The organism is Nucisporomicrobium flavum, assembly GCF_016464385.1.
Taxonomy (GTDB): Bacteria; Actinomycetota; Actinomycetes; order Mycobacteriales; family Micromonosporaceae; genus Actinoplanes; species Actinoplanes flavus_A.
This window is the reverse complement of sequence record NZ_JADMLH010000007.1, coordinates 158,202-175,584: the sequence shown is the minus strand read 5'-3', so window position 1 is coordinate 175,584 and position 17,383 is coordinate 158,202. Positions and strand designations below refer to the sequence as shown.

Sequence of the window (17,383 nt, the reverse complement as noted above, 5' to 3'; positions counted from 1 at the left end):
CCCGGAAAGTGACGGATACACGACACGGATCGGAAGGAGCGGATCATGCCGCGCCTCGACCTCGGCGCCGTACGCGCCACCGTCCGCACGGCCCTGCGCCGGCTGGACGCCTGGACCCTGTCCACCCTGAACTCCCCGGCAGGCGCAACCCGCCCCCGTTGACCGCCGCCGGGGCCGGAAACGGCGGCGGGTGCACCCGCCGCCGTTTCACCCCAGCCCTCGCGTGCGTCAGTGGGGGCCGGCGTCGGCCGCGCCCATGTCGGTCTCGTCGATCTCAGTCGCGCCACAACGCGGAACCGCCCCGCTCGGAGGCGGCCGTCCCCAACGGCGGTCGTCCTCAACGGCGGTCGTCCTCAGCGGCGGTTGTCCTCAGCGGCGGTTGTCCTCAGCGGCGGCCCGTCCTCAACGGCGGCCCGTCCTCCGCACTCCGCGCGAGACACAACGGCAGCTGTCCTCAGAGGCGGCCGTCCTTCGTGAAGTGACCGACCGTGGACGGCAACATCAGACCCGCGTCCGCCAGCCCGTGCAACAACGCCGCAAGCTCCGCCCGGGTCAGGTCGCCGGGTTTCTCCGGGTCGCGATGCGGCACGTCGAGGGCCTGCGCGGCCTCGACCGCGCGGACGCCGATCGCCGCCTCGACGGCCCACAGCCGGTGGGCGCGCATCGCGATGTGGGCCGAGTAGGTGAGGGCCTCGTGGAGGCGGAGCAGGCGGCGCAGGTCGGCCGCGAGTTGTTCGATCGGCGGGCCGGCCGGGCGCGGCTCTGACGCTTTGCGGTCGGGCCAGGCGCGGGCGACCGCGGAACACAGTCGCGGCCCGTAGACCACGGCCGCGCCGAGCAGTGTCGGTGTCACGGTGATGAGGGCGAGTTTGCCCACGTCGAGCAGGCTCATCGTCTCCTCCGGCCTGCCGGGGAAAGGTGTCTCCTCCGACCATCCGCCGCGCCGCCACGACCGTCAAGCCATCTTGGTGCGACGACCCGAAGTGGAACTTCCGGCCCACCTCAGGGCGGGACCCGCACCCACCACAAACGGCAAGGACGCGACGCCCCCGGGCAGCAAGCGGGATGACGCGTCGCGGGCGGCAAGCGCCCGGCGGCCGGCTTCAGGAGACCGGCCGGACCCGCCCCCGCGGCACCAGCCGGGTGATCGGCATCGGCGGCGCGGGGATCGGCGGCCCGTCGTACCCGCGGACCGTTCCGAACCGCCCGTCCCCGCCGCTCTCCCAGGCCTCGCGCGCCGCCACGATCTCGTCGTGCTCCCTGCCGACGAAGTTCCACCACATCACGAGCTTCTCCTCGAACGGCTCCCCGCCCAGCAGCAGGACCCGGCTCTCCGGCCCGGCCGACAGCGACAGCGACGACCGTCCCGCTCCGAGATACAGCAACGGGCCGGGCTTCAGCGGCGTGCCCGCGACGGCCGCCTCGCCGTCGAGCGTGAGCAGCGCGTACTCGAAGTCGGGTCGTAGCGGCAGCCGGGTGTCCGCCCCGGCGGCGAGGGTGAGCTCCGCGCCCACCAGCGGGGTGTGGCAGCGGGCCGGCGACGTGGCGCCGGCGAGGTCGCCCATCAGGACCGTCGCGGTCAGGCCCGGGCCGGTCAGGACCGGCAGGTCGTCGTGGTGGTCGAAGGAGGGCGCCACGTCGCGGTCGGCGGCGGGCAGCGCCACCCACAGCTGTACGCCCTGCAGCACCGGCCCATGGGTCCCGGGCGTCTCCTCCGAGTGCGAGATGCCCCGTCCCGCGGTCATGAGGTTGAGGCTGCCGGGCCGGATCTCCTGCCGGTTGCCGAGGCTGTCGCGGTGCAGGATCTCGCCCCGGACCAGCCAGCTCACGGTCTGCAGGCCGATGTGCGGGTGCGGCCCGACGCGCATCCCGGCGGCCGTGGTCAGGTCGTGCGGCCCGTACGCGTCCAGGAAGCACCACGCGCCCACCAGGCGCCGATGCTTGTTCGGCAGGGTGCGCACGACTTCCATGCCGCGGGGGCCGCCGAGCGCGACCGGCGCGCCTTCCAGCACCTCCGTCGTGACATGCACCTCGGTGACCTGGCCGCCGACCTCGGGATCCGCCTGCAGGTTGCTCATGCGTTCGACGCTACCGCCGCCCTCCGACGGTTTTCACGACGCAGCAGAACCGCCCCCAACGCGATCATCGCTAGCGTGATCGGCGCGGTGACCGGTACCACCAGCAACGTCGCGGTCTTGCCGGTCAGCAGGCCGCCGTACCCCACTGCGGACACTCCCAGCACCCCGAGCGTGCACAACGCCGTTCCCAACGCGGCCGTCGTCGCCGGTGCCCCGGGCGAGATCGCCGTCGGTCCGAGCGTGTCGAACCGTCGGAAAGCCGACACCAGGACCGCCGTGACCGCGCCGGCCGCCGCCAGCCACACGGGCCGGGTCAGCCACCAGGACGTCGTGCCGGGCGCGCCGCCGATACCCGACCGGAAGACGGCGAGCAGGAGAAACGCCGCGCTGAGGTGCCACAGGAAGGCGGTCATGGCCAGGCCGTTGGCGGCGACGACCGTACGCCACACGCGGGCGCGCGCCAGCCAGCGCGTCGCCGGGCCGCGCAGCAGCATCGCCAGGCCGGTCAGCCACACCGCGTGGGCGGCCAGGGCCAGCGTGGGAGGGGACATGTTGGACACCGCTTCGCCGGGGACACCCACCATGGACGTCGGGTACGGGCCCGCAGTCGTCAGCACCAGCAGCGCCGCCATGCCGCCCACGGCGAGGGGCAGGCCGTACCGCTGCAGCGTGCCGTCGGCGTACAGGTAGCCCAGCTGGTGCACCGCGGCCCAGACCAGGAGCAGGTTGAGCGTGGCGATTCCGGCGTACCCATCGAATCGCAGCACGTCCACGACGGCGGCCGTGGCGAACAATGCGACCGGCACGCGTACGCCGAAAGCGCGGTGCAGCCGCAGCATGACCGGTGCGAGTGCCACAAGTCCCAGATAGACACCGAGGAACCACAACGGCTGTACGACCGTACGCAGCGCGACCCGCACGATGCCGTGGTCCTGTCCCGCCAGCGCTGCTCCCAGGGCGATGACCAGCCAGACGCCGAGGAACACCGCGGCGGGACGCAGCAGCCGGGCGGTCCGCGACCGGACGAAGTCCGCGTAGCCGCCGCCGCGACGCTGGATGGAGTTCCACGCGGTCGCGTGCGCGAAGCCGCCGACCAGGAAGAACAGGGGCATCACCTGCAGGAGCCAGGTGAGCGGCTGCAGGATCGGGACGACGGCGAGCACGTTGGTGATCCGGTCCCCGTCCGGTACGGCCATGAGCCAGTGACCGGCGATCACGGTGCCCAGCGAGGCGACCCTGAGCAGGTCGACGTAGCGGTCCCGGGTGACCGGCGTCCGGGCGGCCAGGTGCGTGGCGGAGGTCATGGCAGCCACTCTTTCGTGGCGCCGACCTGCGCGGATGAGCCCGAGTACCTACCTTGTCCCGGGTACGCAGGACGGGCTTGCCGGTGCCCCGCAGTAGGGTGGCCCGAGCCCGTGGACAAGGAGGTCGATGTGCTGGTGCGCCGTGCTGTCACCGTTCTGGCCGTGGCGGCCCTCACCGCCTGCGGCACCGACGAGTCACCCACCCCGCAGGCGGCTCCCACCTCGCCGTCCCCCTCGGCGTCCGCTCCCGCGCCGGCCGGTCCCTCGCCTTCGGCGAGCGCCGCTCCGGGATCGACGCCCGAGCTTCCGCTGGGCGGCACCAGGATCTTCCCGACGTATCGCGTGGTCGCGTACTACGGCACGGCCGGCACCGCCACGCTGGGCGTGCTCGGCGAGGGCACCCCGGACAAGATGCTCCCCAAGCTGCGTGCCGCCGCGAAACCGTTCGCCGGCGGCCGCAAGGTGCAGGTGGCGTACGAGCTGATCGCCAGCGTCGCCCAGGCCGGCCCGGGCAGGGACGGCGACTACAGCCAGATGATCCCGATGGCCAGGATCCAGCAGTACGTCGACCAGGCCAGGCGCAACAGGGTCCTGGTGATCCTCGACCTGCAGCCGGGCCGGGGTGACTTCCTGCCCCAGGCGCGACAGCTGGAACGCTTCCTCGTCCAGCCGCACGTCGGGCTGGCCCTGGACCCGGAGTGGCGCATGCCCCAGGGCAAGGTTCCCGGCAGGACCATCGGCAAGGTCGGCTCCGGCGAGGTCAACCGGGTGTCCGACTACGTCGCCGGCCTCGTGAAGCGGCACAACCTGCCCGAGAAGCTGTTCGTCCTGCACCAGTTCCGCTCGTCGATGCTGCCCGACGTCGCCCGCATCAAGAAGCAGCCCGGCCTGGCGATGGTGCAGCACGTCGACGGTTTCGGCACCCGCTCGGAGAAGGACGCGACCTGGAACAGGCTGCGCCGTCCCCAGCAGTTCCACCTCGGCTACAAGCTGTTCTACGACGAGGACATCAAGCGGTACGGCGCCAAGGACCTGCTGAAGTTCAAGAACGTGCCGGAGTTGATCAGCTTCCAGTGAGCGAGATCGAGGCCCGCTGGGTCAGGTTCCGCCCAGCGAGATCGACCCGAGCACCTTGGTGATCGTCACCTCGAGGACCACCCGGGCCGGATTGGGGCGCGGCTGCCGGTAACGCTCGGCGTAGCGGCGCTCGGCCTCGGCGATCGACGCGGGATCGTCGCGGACGACGGCCTCGCCCTCGATCGTGCTCCAGTGCCGGCCGTCGACCTGGCAGATCGCCACGCGCCCGCTGCCGGCGAGAACGTGCCGCACCTTCGCCGAGGTGCGCGACGCCGTCACCCGGACCAGCCCGGCGGGAACGTCGAGCGTCGCGCCGACCGGCACGACGTGCGGCGAGCCGTCCTTGCGCAGCGTGGTCAGCGTGCACAGGTGCCGCGCGGTCCAGAATTCCAGCAGCGCGGGGGAGTGCAGATCCACCGGCCCGCTCATCGAACTCCCTCCGCGCCCGCCCGCGCCGTGCGTCGGTGCCGGATTGCGCTCATCGGACCGTCTCCGCGGGCAGCACGCCGGCGCGGACGGCCGCCACCAGCCGGTGGTGGTCGCTCTCGACCTGGTCGGCGTACGCGCGGGCGAACTTGCACAGCACCTCGTCGAGCTTGTCGCTGCCCCCGATGTACCCGGCGATCATCGACGCGCCGCTGGTCCGGGCGTGGCTCTTCGCCAGCAGATAGCCGCAGATCCCCGCGTAGTCCTCGAGCGCCGAGGCGTTGATGTCCTCGACGAGGATCGCCCCCTTCATGTCGCGGAACTGCCGGACGTAGTACTGCACATCACCCACCGTGGTCCAGCCGAGCAGCGGGTCGCTGACCGTCTGCAGGGCCTGCTGATACTCCACCACCCGCTGCCCCTGGTGCCGGTGCCACGCGGCGGCGCCGTGCTGGTGTTTCGCGACCACCGAGCGGCGGGCCTGCTTGAGCTGCAGGAACACCACGTCGTCGGGGCTGCTGCCCTCGCACAGGGCAACGTACGCGCGCAGCCCCACCGAACCCACACCGACGACCTTGTGCGCGATGTCGACGATCCGGTAACCGGCGAGGATCCGCGCCCAGTGCGGCGGCAGCGTGTTCAGGTACCCGTCCAGCGCCGCGGCCAGGTGTTCCAGGTCGGCGTCGGTCGGGCGCGTGATCAGCGGCGGCTCCTCGACCAGGCGTACGGTCCCGTCCCGCTGCTCGGTGAAGCGCGGCAGCGCCCGGTCGCTGGTCCGGCGGCGTGCCCGCCGCGCGGCGCGTTCGATCTCGTCCTTGAAGTTCGCCTTGCTGGCGGCCTTGCGCAGGTCGTCGACGTCGATCGTCTCGAACGAGCGGGCCAGCAGCGGCATCTCGGCGAGGTGACCGATCTGCTCGCGGTACTCCTGCACGCAGTGCTGCACGGCGTCGGCGCAGTCGTGCTCCCGGAAGCCGTTCTGCCGCCCGGCCACGTACACGCTGGTCACGAGGCGGCGCAGGTCCCACTCCCAGGCGCCCGGGTGCGCCTCGTCGAAGTCGTTCAGGTCGAAGACCAGCTCCCGCTCCGGGGAGGCGTAGAACCCGAAGTTCCCCAGGTGGGCGTCGCCGCAGATGACCGGCGTGATCCCGGTACGCGGCAGGCTCGCGAAGTCGTCCGCCATGATGTTCGCCGACCCGCGCAGGAACGCGTACGGCGAAGCGATCATGCGCCCGACCCGTACGGGAATGAGCCACTCCAGGCGCCCCTCGTGCGCCTCCATGATCTGAGCCACGGGGTCGGCCCGGCCGGCCGCGGGTTTCCAATGCGCGAGATCCGACCGGGGCGAGCGGTCGCGCAGGGACCGGCCCAGCTCGTAGCGCTCGGCGCGCGGCCGCCCGGGCCGCCGCAGCGACGTGAACCCGTCGTCCCGGCCGCCGTCGAGCACGATGTGCCCATCGGGCGGCACTGCCTCCGCCGGACCGAGCCCGTCGGTCGGCGCAGCCTCCGCCGGACCTTGCTCATCGGGCGGCGGGGTGTCCGCCGGACCGGCGGCGGGCGGGGAAACGGGGCGCGCGTCCATCACCGCCGAGCCTACGCACCGCGGGAAGATCAGGAAGGCTGCCCCGTGGCCTTCCTGCGCCGCCCGGCGAGGGCCCTCACCGCAGCCGCCGGTTGACGCCGATCTTGTTATCGCTAACAATGCATCGCGGGTCCGTAGCGGGGGACGCACAGCGGGTGTCCGGCCGTCCGGCCACCGGCGATACGATCCGGCCGAGATCGGTGAAGCCGCGTCCGCGGGTGCGGCGCGGCGCCGGCCTGCCGGCAGTGCCGGCGAGCGGGTGCCGTCAGGCGGGATGGAGTGGGTGATGGACGTCAGGGTGACGCGCAGCCCGGCCATGACCGACGTGGCCCGGCTCGCCGGGGTCTCGCACCAGACCGTCTCGCGGGTCCTCAACGACCATCCGAACGTCCGCGAGCAGACCCGGCTGCGCGTCCGGGCCGCCATCGCCGAGCTGGGGTACCGCCCCAACCGCGCGGCCCGTGCCCTGGTCACCGGAAAATCCCAGCTCATCGGCGTGGTGGCGCAGAACAGCACGCTGTACGGCCCCGCGTCGCTGCTGGCCGCGTTCGAGCAGGCCGCGGCGGAGGCGGGCTTCGCCGTGAGCGTGGGGAGCGTGGGCCGCCTCGACCGGGAGTCGATCGCCGGTGCGGTGGAGCGCCACCTCGACCAGCGCGTGGCGGGGCTCGTGGTCATCGCGCCGGTCGCCTCGGCCGACGACGCTCTCGAGGACATGCCCGCCGGCGTACCGCTGGTCACGATCGACGGCGACCCGCGCCGGGCCCACGCGCTGGTGATCGTCGACCAGGCCGCGGGGGCGCGGCTGGCCACGGAACGGCTGCTCGCCGCGGGGCACCGTACGGTCTGGCACGTCTCGGGACCCGCCGACTGGTACGACGCCGCCGGCCGGATCGAGGGCTGGCGGGCCGCCCTGGAGGACGCGGGCGCCGAGGTGCCGCCGCTGGTACCCGGTGACTGGTCGGCCGCATCGGGCTACGACGCCGGTCAGATGCTGGCGCGGATGCCCGAGGTGACCGCGGTCTTCACGGCGAACGACCACCAGGCGCTGGGCCTGCTGCGCGCCTTCAGCGAGCGCGGGCGCAAGGTGCCGGAGGATGTGAGCGTGGTGGGCTTCGACGACGTCCCGGAGGCGGCGTTCTTCATCCCGCCGCTGACGACCGTACGGCCGGCTTTCGGCGCCGTGGCCCACGCGGGCCTGGACCTGCTGCTCGCGCAGATCACCGCGGAGACCACGACGCCGGAGCGGGTCGTCATCGCGCCCACGCTGGTGGACCGCGCCAGCGTGGCCCCGCCCGCCTGACCTCACGCGCCGGGAGCACCCCCCGGCCGGGTGGTGCCGTGCACGGCAGTGCCGGGCGAGGCGCCGCCCCGGGAAAGCTGCCCGCCCGGCGCGCCGCCCTGCACCGACGGGCAACCACCACGCCATTTCCGCAAGATTGCGACCTTGTTGCCGTGGACCCGTTGACACGCGAATTGTTAGCGTTCACACTCGACGCACGCCGACCGGTATGTGGTCTGTGACACGCCAGTTCCCCCTCCGCGGAGGTAGTTGATCATGTTCGTCCCACCGTCCGGGTCCCTCATGGCCGGCGCCGGTTCCGGCGCCCTGCCGGGGCGGGCCGTCTCCGACCGGAGCCGCGCCCGGGTCCGCCGGCAGGCGGTGACGGCGTGATCGCGAGCGTCCTCAAGGAGATCCGCCAGCAGGTCGCCGACCTGCACGCCGAGCTGCCGCGCAACGAGCTCGTCGTCTGGACCGCCGGGAACGTCTCGGCCCGGGTGCCGGGCGAGGACCTGCTGGTCATCAAGCCCTCCGGGGTCCGCTACGAGGACATCACCGCCGACAACATGGTGGTCTGCGACCTCGACGGCAACCTCGTCGAGGGCGAGCTGAGCCCGTCCAGCGACACCGCCGCCCACGCGTACGTCTACAAGCACATGCCCGAGGTCGGCGGGGTGGTGCACACCCACTCCACGTACGCGACGGCCTGGTCGGCGCGGGGCGAGGCGATCCCGTGCGTGCTGACGATGATCGCCGACGAGTTCGGCGGCGAGATCCCGGTGGGGCCGTTCGCGCTGATCGGCGACGACTCGATCGGCCGGGGGATCGTCGAGACGCTGCGCGGGCACCGCTCGCCGGCGGTGCTCATGCGCAACCACGGCGTGTTCACGATCGGCCGGGACGCGAAGGCCGCGGTCAAGGCGGCCGTCATGTGCGAGGACGTCGCCCGGACCGTGCACATTTCCCGACAGATCGGCGAGCCCCTGCCGATCGACCAGGCGCACATCGACGCGCTGTACGCCCGATACCAGAACGTCTACGGACAGGAGCCCGCCAAGTGAAGCCGCAGATCTGGTTCCTGACCGGCAGCCAGCACCTCTACGGCCCGGAGACCCTCGAGCAGGTCGCCGCCCAGTCGCAGCAGATCCAGCAGCTGCTCGTCGCGGGCGGGCTGAGCGCCGAGATCGTCGGCAAGCCGGTGCTGACCGACAGCGGCGCGATCCGCCAGGTGATGATCGACGCCAACGCCGATCCGGCCTGCCTGGGCGTGATCGCGTGGATGCACACGTTCTCGCCGGCCAAGATGTGGATCACCGGCCTGGACGCGCTGCGCAAGCCGCTGCTGCACCTGCACACCCAGCTGAACCAGGCCCTGCCGTGGGCGTCCATCGACATGGACTTCATGAACCTGAACCAGGCCGCGCACGGCGACCGGGAGTTCGGGTACATCCAGACCCGGATCGGGGTGGCCCGCAAGACGGTCGCCGGGCACGCCGCCGACCCCACGGTCGTCTCCCGGATCGACGGCTGGGCCCGGGCCGCCGCCGGAGCCGCGCACCTGCGCGGCCTGCGGCTCGCCCGCTTCGGCGACAACATGCGCGACGTCGCGGTCACCGAGGGCGACAAGGTCGAGGCAGAGCTGCGGTTCGGCGTCTCGGTCAACACGTACGGCGTGAACGACCTGGTCAAGGTCGTGGACGGGGTGGGCGACACGGCGATCGACGCCCTGGTGGCCGAGTACGCGGACGCGTACGCCCTGGCGCCGGAGCTGGCCCGCGACGGCGATCGGCACGACTCGCTGCGCTACGCCGCCCGGATCGAGGCCGGTCTGCGCGCGTTCCTCACCGACGGCGGCTTCGGCGCGTTCACCACGAACTTCGAGGACCTCGGCGGCCTGCGTCAGCTGCCCGGCCTGGCCGTGCAGCGGCTGATGGCCGACGGCTACGGCTTCGGCGGCGAGGGCGACTGGAAGACCTCCGCGCTGCTCGCGGCCGTGAAGGCGATGGGTACGGCCACCGGACGCGGCACCTCGTTCATGGAGGACTACACGTACCACTTCGGGCCGGGCGAGCAGAAGATCCTCGGCGCGCACATGCTCGAGGTGTGTCCCAGCATCGCCGCCGACCGCCCGTCCTGCGAGATCCACCCGCTGGGCATCGGCGGCCGTGAGGACCCCGTACGCCTGGTCTTCGACGCCGCCGCGGGCCCGGGCGTGGTGATCGGCCTGGCCGACCTGGGGGACCGGTTCCGGTTCGTGGCCAACACCATCGAGGTGACCCCGCCGGACGAACCGCTGCCGAAGCTGCCCGTGGCCAGGGCGGTGTGGAAGCCCGCGCCGTCGCTGTCGACGTCGGCCGAGTCGTGGCTGACCGCGGGCGGCCCGCACCACACCGTGCTGACCCAGGCCGTGGGCGTGGAGACGCTGCGCGACTTCGCCACCATGCTGCACACCGAGTTGCTCGTCATCGACGAGAGCACCACCACGCACGACTTCGCGGACCGGGTCCGGTGGAACCAGGCGTACTACCGGCAGTTCCCTCGATGATCGGAAAGGTAACACCCCGCTAACAACAGTGTCCGTACCTGTTCACTTCTGATCGGACGTGCGGGAAAGTCGTCCCACGCTGTGCGCGTCCATCGCAGCCATATAGAAGGAGCAACTATGAAGTTCACCCGGCTTGCGTCCGTGGCCACGGCCATGACGCTCGCGGCGGCGATGGCCGCCTGTGGTAACGCCGAGAAGACGGTCGACCAGAAGGGCGGCGCCGCCGACAACAAGGGCGCGCTCATCGGCGTGACCATGCCGACCCGGTCCTCCGAGCGGTGGATCAGCGACGGCGACAACGTCAAGAAGGCGCTCGAGGGCCTCGGCTACAAGGTCGACCTGCAGTACGCCGAGGACGACATCCCGACCCAGACGCAGCAGCTCGACAACCAGATCACCAAGGGCGCCAAGCTGCTGATCATCGCGTCGATCGACGGCACCGCGATCACCACGCAGCTCGAGAACGCGAAGGCCGCCAACATCCCGGTCATCGCGTACGACCGCCTGATCCGCAACAGCCCGAACGTCGACTACTACGCCACCTTCGACAACTTCAAGGTGGGCGTGCAGCAGGCGACGTCGCTGCTGACCGGCCTGAAGGTGCTCAACGCCGACGGCTCCAAGGGCAGCGCGAAGGGCCCGCTGAACGTCGAGCTGTTCGCCGGTTCGCCGGACGACAACAACGCCACGTTCTTCTTCAACGGGGCGATGAGCGTGCTGCAGCCGTACATCGACAACAAGACGATCGTGGTCAAGAGCGGCCAGACCGACTTCAAGAAGGTCGCCACGCTGCGCTGGCAGCCGAAGGTCGCCCAGGACCGCATGGAGAACCTGCTGACCTCGACCTACCGCAGCGGCGCCAAGGTCAACGGCGTGCTCTCGCCGTACGACGGCCTGTCCATCGGCATCCTGTCGGCGCTGAAGAGCAACGGCTACGGCACCGCCGGCCAGCCGTACCCGATCGTCACCGGCCAGGACGCCGAGCAGGCGTCGGTCAAGTCGATCATCAAGGGTGAGCAGTACAGCACGATCTACAAGGACACCCGGGCGCTGGCCAAGACCACCGTCGAGATGGCCGACGCGGTGCTGAAGGGCGAGACCCCGAAGACCAACAACACCAAGGACTACAACAACGGTGTCAAGGTCGTCCCGTCGATGCTGCTGGACTCGGTGATCGTCGACAAGACCAACTACAAGAAGGAGCTCGTCGACTCCGGCTACTACACCGAGGCCGACCTGAAGTGACCGGCGCCGACACCATCCTTCACATGCAGGGCATCACCAAGACGTTCCCCGGCGTCAAGGCCCTGCAGGACGTCACGCTGGACGTGCGCCAGGGAGAGATCCACGCGATCTGCGGGGAGAACGGCGCCGGCAAGTCCACGCTGATGAAGGTGCTGTCGGGCGTGTACCCGCACGGCTCGTACGACGGAGAGATCATCTTCGCCGGCGAGCCGTGCCGGTTCTCCGGCATCCGCGACAGTGAGAGCCGCGGCATCGTCATCATCCACCAGGAGCTGGCGCTCGCGTCCAACCTGTCGATCGCCGAGAACATCTTCCTCGGCAACGAGCGGGCCAGCCGGGGTTTCATCGACTGGAACAAGACGAACGCGGCGGCGGCGGACCTGCTGCGCCGCGTCGGGCTGCGGGAGAACCCGACCACCCAGGTGATCGACCTGGGCGTCGGCAAGCAGCAGCTCGTGGAGATCGCCAAGGCGCTCTCCAAGGAGGTGCGGCTGCTCATCCTCGACGAGCCCACCGCGGCGCTCAACGACGAGGACTCCGAGCACCTGCTCGACCTGCTGCGCGGGCTGCGGGACGAGGGCATCACCTGCGTGATCATCTCGCACAAGCTCAACGAGGTGATGGCCATCGCGGACCGGGTCACGATCCTGCGCGACGGCCGCACCATCAAGACGATGAGCATCGTCGACGACGAGGTCACCGAGGACAAGATCATCTCGGGCATGGTGGGCCGCGACCTGGACCACCGGTTCCCGCCGCACGAGTCGCACGTCGGCGAGGAGGTGCTGCGCATCGAGGACTGGACGGTGCACAGCCCCACCCAGCACGGGCGGGTCGTCGTCCGCGAGGCCAACCTCAACGTGCGCCGGGGCGAGATCGTCGGGCTGGCCGGGCTGATGGGCGCCGGCCGTACCGAGCTGGCCATGAGCGTGTTCGGCCGCTCGTACGGCGTGAACATCTCCGGGCGGGTCTTCAAGGACGGCAAGGAGGTCCACCTGCGGTCCGTGCGCGAGGCCATCGACCACGGCATCGCGTACGCGACGGAGGACCGCAAGCGCTACGGCCTGAACCTGATCGAGGACATCAAGCGCAACGTGTCCGCGGCGGGTCTGCGCAAGATCGCGAAGAGCGGCTGGGTCGACGACAACGAGGAGTTCAAGGTCGCCGACGAGTACCGGCAGTCGATGAACATCAAGGCGCCCAGCGTCGCGAGCGTCACCGGCAAGCTCTCCGGCGGCAACCAGCAGAAGGTCGTGCTGTCGAAGTGGATCTTCACCGATCCGGACGTGCTGATCCTCGACGAACCCACCCGCGGCATCGACGTGGGCGCCAAGTACGAGATCTACACGATCATCAACCGCCTCGCCGACGAGGGTAAGGGCGTGCTCGTGATCTCGAGCGAGCTGCCCGAACTGCTCGGTCTCTGCGACCGTATCTACACCCTGTCGGAGGGACGGATCACCGGTGAGGTGTCCCGCGCCGACGCCACCCAGGAGGGCCTCATGACCCTCATGACCATCGGACAGGAGGTCGCGCGGTGACCAGCGTGGCACCCACCAACGCCGACCTCGCGCTCGGTACGCCCTCGGCGTCCGAGCCGGGCGACTCGCCGCGGCGGTTCAACTTCAACCTGCGGCAGAGCGGCATCTACATCGCGTTCGCGCTGATCGTGCTGCTCTTCACGGTGCTGACCGGCGGCGACATGCTCGCGCCGCAGAACATCAGCAACATCGTGGTGCAGAACTCGTACATCCTGATCCTGGCGATCGGCATGATCATGGTGATCATCGCCGGGCACATCGACCTCTCGGTCGGCTCGGTGGTGGCGGCGACCGGCGCGTTCGCCGCGGTCATGATGGTCAACTGGGACGTGCCCTGGCCCATCGCGCTGATCGTCACGCTGATCTTCGGCGGGGTCATCGGCGCCTGGCAGGGTTACTGGATCGCGTACTTCGGCATCCCGGCGTTCATCGTCACGCTGGCCGGCATGCTGCTGTTCCGGGCGGTCACCCTGATGATCCTGGGCAACCGGGGCATCGGCCCGTTCCCGGACGAGGTCCGGACGCTGGCCAACGGCTTCACCGACGGCTACCTCGGCAACATCGGCCTGGGCGCGCTCGGCGGCGCCGACTTCTTCAGCATCCTGGTCGGCCTGCTCGCCGTCGCCGCCATCGTCTACACCCAGTGGCGTACCCGGGCGGCCCGCCAGCACTACCTGCAGGCGGTCGAGCCGCTGCCGCTGTTCATCGCGAAGATCGCGATCGCCGCGGTGATCCTGATGTTCGTGATCATCCAGCTGGCCCGGTTCCGCAACCTGCCGTGGGTGCTGGTGCTGCTGGCGGCACTGGTGATCGGCTACTCGGTGATGACGAACAAGGCGGTCTTCGGCCGCCAGATCTACGCCGTCGGCGGCAACCTGCAGGCCGCCACGCTCTCCGGCGTCAAGGTCAAGAGCGTCGTCTTCTGGCTGTTCGTCAACATGGGCGTCCTGTCCGCGCTCGCCGGCATCATCTTCGCCGGCCGGCTCAACCAGGCCAACCCGACCGCGGGCAACGCGTTCGAGCTCGACGCCATCGCGGCGGCCTTCATCGGCGGCGCGGCGGTGCAGGGCGGCGTCGGCAAGGTCGTCGGCGCGATCACCGGCGGTCTGATCATGGGTGTCATCAACAACGGCATGAGCCTGATCGGCGCCCCCAGCGAGCAGGTCATGCTCGTCAAGGGAGCGGTCCTGCTGGCCGCGGTGGCCTTCGACGTCTGGACCAAGCGCCGCTCCGGCGCCTCCCGCTGAGTGTCCGCGCCGGCACCGCGCAAGCGGCGCCGGCCGGAGGGTGAAAAGGGGATGAGAGGGTGGTGGCCGCCCCGCCGGGCGGCCGCCACCCTCTCGCGTGTCCGTCCACCGGCCGATGCCATCAAGCCCCTTCCGCGGGACTCCACTCGACGTCTGCCGGGCCGATCTGATCGCCGCGGCGCATTCTCTGCGGCGCCCTCAGCCGGCTCTCTCTTCGGCCACCCGCGCAACAGGTGTCGGCGCATTGGTAACGCTCTGCCCGGTCAATGAGGTACTGCAGGTCAGGCCTTCCCTGAAGGATGTAAGGACGGCTGGGGTCCGGCTCCATTCCGAAGCCGTGTTTCAACAGCTGAAGACGCGCGTGCCAGAATCGAAGCACCCATCTGCGGGGCACGATCCCTTGGCGCGACAGCATCCCGAGCTGGTCGAATACCGCCAAGGCTCTGACCATGAGATATTCCTCCTCGGAGTCGCGCGGTGGTGTGTCTCCCGTCGCGAGTGCCCGGTACACCAGCAGCCGGCCGCGCTGCATCTCACTGTGGAGCATCTCCTTCTGGATCGCGATGAAGCTGCTCGTCCGGAGATTCCGCAGATTGATCAAGGCAGTGGAGAGTGACACCAGGATCGCCAGAAGAGCGATCAGGAGACTGAGAATGTCTTTGTTCGTGCTGACCCACGCCATGGCGATGATCCTCCCGTGCACCAGCTCACCCGCGCTCGAGCGTATCGCCGCCCTTCAATGTCCGGGGATCGCGCACGCCGCGCCGGTTCGCCGCTGCGTCGATCATTGAGCGTCGTACTTGGCAGCAAGAATTCGCGAACATTCTTTCCTGGCGTCCGGCGCCGTCAACGCGTGTAGCGGCCATTCACCGGTTGATGGACCCCGTCAGGTCCGGCTGCTTCGCTGCGCAGCGTGCGCGGGGACACTCCTCGGACCCGCTTGAAAGCGGCGCTCAGCGCGAACGGACTCGCGTACCCCACCTCGCGCGCGATGGTCTCCAGGGTCGCGTCGCTGCGCAGGAGCATGTCGGCCGCGCAGGACAGGCCCCATTCGGTCAGGTACGTCATCGGCGGTACGCCAACGAGCTCGGTGAAGCGCCGCGCCAGCAACGCGCGCGAGCAGCGGGCCTCCGCGGCCAGGGAGGCGACCGTCCAGGCGTGGTCCGGCCGGGCGTGGATGCCGCTCAGGGCGACGCCCACGATCGGGTCGTCCTGGGCGGTGTACCAGCGTGGCGGGTGCGCGTCCGGCTTCGCGAGCCACGTCCGGACCGCGGTGATCAGGACCAGGTCGAGCAGCCGGTCCAGGACGACGTCCTGGCCGGGCAGGTCGCGATCCACCTCGTCCATGACATGGTCGAGCAGGCCGGAGTCCCACTCGCCGGGGCGCAGCACGACCAGGCCGGGCAGGGCCGACAGCAGCGACCGGCTGATCTCCGCCGGTGAGTGGTACGTCCCGGTGAGCAGGACCGTGTCGCCGTCCGGATCGTTTCCCCACGACCGCAGCCCGAGCGGCCCCACCGGCCGGGCCCCGGTCACGCCGGGGATCGGCCGGCACACCTGGTCCGGCCCGATCGCCACCTGCGGCGCCGTCGTGGCGGAATCGGCCACCGTGTACGGGGCCGGCCCCCGCACGACCGCGACGTCTCCCGGCACGAGCTCCGTGGTTGCCGAGCCCGCGCCGATGGACGCGGAGCCCCGGACCACAGCCACCAGCGTGAGCGGAGCCCGGTCCTCGATCCGTATCGACCACGGCGCCGACAGCACCGAGCGCAGGATGAAGGCTCCCCGTGCCCGCGGGTCGAGCAGGCCGCTGACGGGGTCCATCGGCGCAGCATAGACGCTCGCGCATGCTCCCGCGGGCCTGCCGCATGGATCATCTCGGCCGGCTGCGATGACATGGGGTCATGAGTCGTTCCTGGGATGTCCTCACCGCAGCCACCACCGTCGGCGCCGGGCTGCTCGCCGGCGTGTTCTTCGCGTTCTCCGCCTTCGTGATGAGCGGCCTGCGCCGGTTGCCGGACGCGGGCGGCGCGGCGGCAATGCGCTCGATCAACGTCACGGCCCAGCGCCCGCCTCTGATGATCGCCCTCTTCGGCGTCTCGGCGCTGTGCGCGGTAGTGATCGTCCGGGCGCTCGTCACGTGGTCCCAGCCCGGCGCCGGGTGGTTGGTGCTGGGGGCGATCTTGACGCTCGTGGGAGCGCTGGGCGTCACGTCAGCGGTCAACGTGCCGCTGAACAACCGCCTGGACGCCGGCACGGTCACCTGGTCGGAGTTCCTGGCGGGCTGGGACCTGGCCAACCACGCCCGGACCATCCTCTGCCTGGCCGGAAGCGCGGCCCTGCTGATCGGCGCCCTCCGCCGCCCTTGACCTGCCCATGGCCGCCATGGCATGCCGCGAGAGCCGATCTGGTGCCGAGCGGAATGTGATCGCCAACCACTACCGACGGCCCTGTGCGTCGACGGGTTCGTGCTCGATGGCGCCCTGTTTGACGACCTGCAGGAGGCTCACGGCGACCCAGGGGCCGCTGTACCAGTACCCGGGCCCGAGCGCGCGCAGCGTGCCCTGCCCCAGGTGCGTGGCATACCTGCGTACGAAAGGTGAGGGGTCGGCGATGAGCAGCCGGCCGCCCGGGCGGAGCACCCGGATCGCCTCGTCCAGCGCGCGGCGCCGCCCCTGCGCCGACGGGATGTTGTGGATGGCCATGGCGCTGGTCACGACGTCGAACGAGTTGTCGGGGAAGGGCAGCGCTGTCATGTCGCCGCTGCGTACTTCGATCCGATCGGCGACCCCCGCGGCCGCCGCGTTGGCGAGGGTGGCTTCGGGGCGGTTGCCGCTCTGGTCCGCCGACCACAGGTCCACACCCACGGCTCGTCCTTGCGGGAGCCGACGCGCCGCCGCGATGAGGACCGCGCCGCGCCCGCAGCCCAGGTCCAGCACCTGCTCGTCGCCGTTGAGGCGGCCCGGTCCAGGATCGCGTCCCAGGCACGGAGCTTGCCGCGCAGCGTGGTGTGGAGATAGATGCCGGTGCCGGCGAGCAGCACCGCGCCGGCGACGGCCAGG

At 70.7% G+C, this 17,383-nt stretch carries 16 protein-coding genes; 8 read left to right on the top strand and 8 right to left on the bottom strand.

What is annotated here, in order from left to right; all coding sequences use genetic code 11:
• Positions 1-454: 454 nt before the first annotated feature.
• From IT780_RS18845 to IT780_RS18835, 3 genes are all read right to left on the bottom strand, one after another.
• A complete protein-coding gene (locus IT780_RS18845) occupies positions 455-892 on the bottom strand; it encodes a hypothetical protein (protein WP_199512906.1) in 438 nt (145 codons plus the stop codon).
• 211 nt (positions 893-1,103) lie between these two features.
• Entirely contained in the window at positions 1,104-2,078 is a 975-nt protein-coding gene (locus tag IT780_RS18840) for a pirin family protein (protein WP_199512905.1), read from the bottom strand.
• Positions 2,075-3,382 (bottom strand): acyltransferase family protein, encoded by a 1,308-nt coding sequence (locus IT780_RS18835; RefSeq protein WP_199512904.1) that lies wholly within the window; start codon positions 3,380-3,382, stop codon positions 2,075-2,077. Before IT780_RS18835 ends, IT780_RS18840 begins: the two co-directional genes overlap by 4 nt.
• Positions 3,383-3,493: 111 nt before the next feature.
• Between IT780_RS18835 and IT780_RS18830 the strand changes: the two genes are divergently transcribed.
• The gene (locus IT780_RS18830; protein ID WP_199512903.1) at positions 3,494-4,459 is read left to right on the top strand and encodes a hypothetical protein; all 966 of its coding nucleotides are present in this window, start codon (positions 3,494-3,496) and stop codon (positions 4,457-4,459) included.
• Between the two features lie 21 nt (positions 4,460-4,480).
• Here IT780_RS18830 and IT780_RS18825 read toward each other — a convergent pair whose 3' ends face one another.
• Both IT780_RS18825 and IT780_RS18820 read right to left on the bottom strand, forming a co-directional pair.
• On the bottom strand, positions 4,481-4,888 hold the full coding sequence (locus IT780_RS18825) for a pyridoxamine 5'-phosphate oxidase family protein (protein WP_199512902.1): 408 nt from the start codon (positions 4,886-4,888) through the stop codon (positions 4,481-4,483).
• 49 nt (positions 4,889-4,937) lie between these two features.
• A complete protein-coding gene (locus IT780_RS18820; RefSeq protein ID WP_199512901.1) occupies positions 4,938-6,464 on the bottom strand; it encodes a DUF2252 domain-containing protein in 1,527 nt (508 codons plus the stop codon).
• A gap of 286 nt (positions 6,465-6,750) precedes the next feature.
• Between IT780_RS18820 and IT780_RS18815 the strand changes: the two genes are divergently transcribed.
• The 6 genes from IT780_RS18815 (at position 6,751) to mmsB (ending at position 14,321) form a co-directional block, all read left to right on the top strand.
• Positions 6,751-7,764 carry a LacI family DNA-binding transcriptional regulator gene (locus IT780_RS18815; protein ID WP_233413072.1) on the top strand — a complete coding sequence of 338 codons (1,014 nt, stop codon included), beginning with the start codon at positions 6,751-6,753 and terminating at the stop codon, positions 7,762-7,764.
• Between the two features lie 371 nt (positions 7,765-8,135).
• Positions 8,136-8,804: an L-ribulose-5-phosphate 4-epimerase gene (locus IT780_RS18810; protein WP_199513090.1), complete on the top strand. Its 669-nt coding sequence runs from the start codon at positions 8,136-8,138 to the stop codon at positions 8,802-8,804.
• Positions 8,801-10,288: an L-arabinose isomerase gene (gene araA, locus IT780_RS18805; RefSeq protein WP_199512900.1), complete on the top strand. Its 1,488-nt coding sequence runs from the start codon at positions 8,801-8,803 to the stop codon at positions 10,286-10,288. Before IT780_RS18810 ends, araA begins: the two co-directional genes overlap by 4 nt.
• Before the next feature lie 117 nt (positions 10,289-10,405).
• Entirely contained in the window at positions 10,406-11,533 is a 1,128-nt protein-coding gene (gene chvE / locus IT780_RS18800) for a multiple monosaccharide ABC transporter substrate-binding protein (RefSeq protein ID WP_199512899.1), read from the top strand.
• Between the two features lie 23 nt (positions 11,534-11,556).
• A complete protein-coding gene (mmsA, locus tag IT780_RS18795; protein WP_199512898.1) occupies positions 11,557-13,074 on the top strand; it encodes a multiple monosaccharide ABC transporter ATP-binding protein in 1,518 nt (505 codons plus the stop codon).
• Positions 13,071-14,321 (top strand): multiple monosaccharide ABC transporter permease, encoded by a 1,251-nt coding sequence (gene mmsB / locus IT780_RS18790; RefSeq protein WP_199512897.1) that lies wholly within the window; start codon positions 13,071-13,073, stop codon positions 14,319-14,321. Before mmsA ends, mmsB begins: the two co-directional genes overlap by 4 nt.
• 121 nt (positions 14,322-14,442) lie before the next feature.
• Here mmsB and IT780_RS18785 read toward each other — a convergent pair whose 3' ends face one another.
• Together IT780_RS18785 and IT780_RS18780 are read right to left on the bottom strand one after the other, a co-directional pair.
• On the bottom strand, positions 14,443-15,003 hold the full coding sequence (locus IT780_RS18785; protein WP_199512896.1) for a hypothetical protein: 561 nt from the start codon (positions 15,001-15,003) through the stop codon (positions 14,443-14,445).
• 164 nt (positions 15,004-15,167) lie between these two features.
• Positions 15,168-16,145 (bottom strand): AraC family transcriptional regulator, encoded by a 978-nt coding sequence (locus IT780_RS18780; RefSeq protein ID WP_199512895.1) that lies wholly within the window; start codon positions 16,143-16,145, stop codon positions 15,168-15,170.
• An 80-nt stretch (positions 16,146-16,225) separates the two neighbouring features.
• On the opposite strand from IT780_RS18780, the gene IT780_RS18775 reads away from it, so the two are divergent.
• Entirely contained in the window at positions 16,226-16,690 is a 465-nt protein-coding gene (locus IT780_RS18775; RefSeq protein WP_199512894.1) for an anthrone oxygenase family protein, read from the top strand.
• A gap of 69 nt (positions 16,691-16,759) precedes the next feature.
• On the opposite strand, the gene IT780_RS43185 is transcribed toward IT780_RS18775, so the two are convergent.
• Positions 16,760-17,260 carry a class I SAM-dependent methyltransferase gene (locus tag IT780_RS43185; RefSeq protein WP_199512893.1) on the bottom strand — a complete coding sequence of 167 codons (501 nt, stop codon included), beginning with the start codon at positions 17,258-17,260 and terminating at the stop codon, positions 16,760-16,762.
• Positions 17,261-17,383: the final 123 nt, after the last annotated feature.

Excerpts from the sequence above, each read along its gene's own strand:
- IT780_RS18845 (WP_199512906.1), bottom strand. The coding sequence starts at position 892 with ATGAGCCTGCTCGACGTGGGCAAACTCGCCCTCATCACCGTGACACCG.
- IT780_RS18840 (WP_199512905.1), bottom strand. The coding sequence starts at position 2,078 with ATGAGCAACCTGCAGGCGGATCCCGAGGTCGGCGGCCAGGTCACCGAG.
- IT780_RS18835 (WP_199512904.1), bottom strand. The coding sequence starts at position 3,382 with ATGACCTCCGCCACGCACCTGGCCGCCCGGACGCCGGTCACCCGGGAC.
- IT780_RS18825 (WP_199512902.1), bottom strand. The coding sequence starts at position 4,888 with ATGAGCGGGCCGGTGGATCTGCACTCCCCCGCGCTGCTGGAATTCTGG.
- IT780_RS18820 (WP_199512901.1), bottom strand. The coding sequence starts at position 6,464 with ATGGACGCGCGCCCCGTTTCCCCGCCCGCCGCCGGTCCGGCGGACACC.
- IT780_RS18815 (WP_233413072.1), top strand. The coding sequence starts at position 6,751 with ATGGACGTCAGGGTGACGCGCAGCCCGGCCATGACCGACGTGGCCCGG.
- chvE (WP_199512899.1), top strand. The coding sequence starts at position 10,406 with ATGAAGTTCACCCGGCTTGCGTCCGTGGCCACGGCCATGACGCTCGCG.
- mmsA (WP_199512898.1), top strand. The coding sequence starts at position 11,557 with ATGCAGGGCATCACCAAGACGTTCCCCGGCGTCAAGGCCCTGCAGGAC.
- IT780_RS18785 (WP_199512896.1), bottom strand. The coding sequence starts at position 15,003 with ATGGCGTGGGTCAGCACGAACAAAGACATTCTCAGTCTCCTGATCGCT.
- IT780_RS18780 (WP_199512895.1), bottom strand. The coding sequence starts at position 16,145 with ATGGACCCCGTCAGCGGCCTGCTCGACCCGCGGGCACGGGGAGCCTTC.
- IT780_RS18775 (WP_199512894.1), top strand. The coding sequence starts at position 16,226 with ATGAGTCGTTCCTGGGATGTCCTCACCGCAGCCACCACCGTCGGCGCC.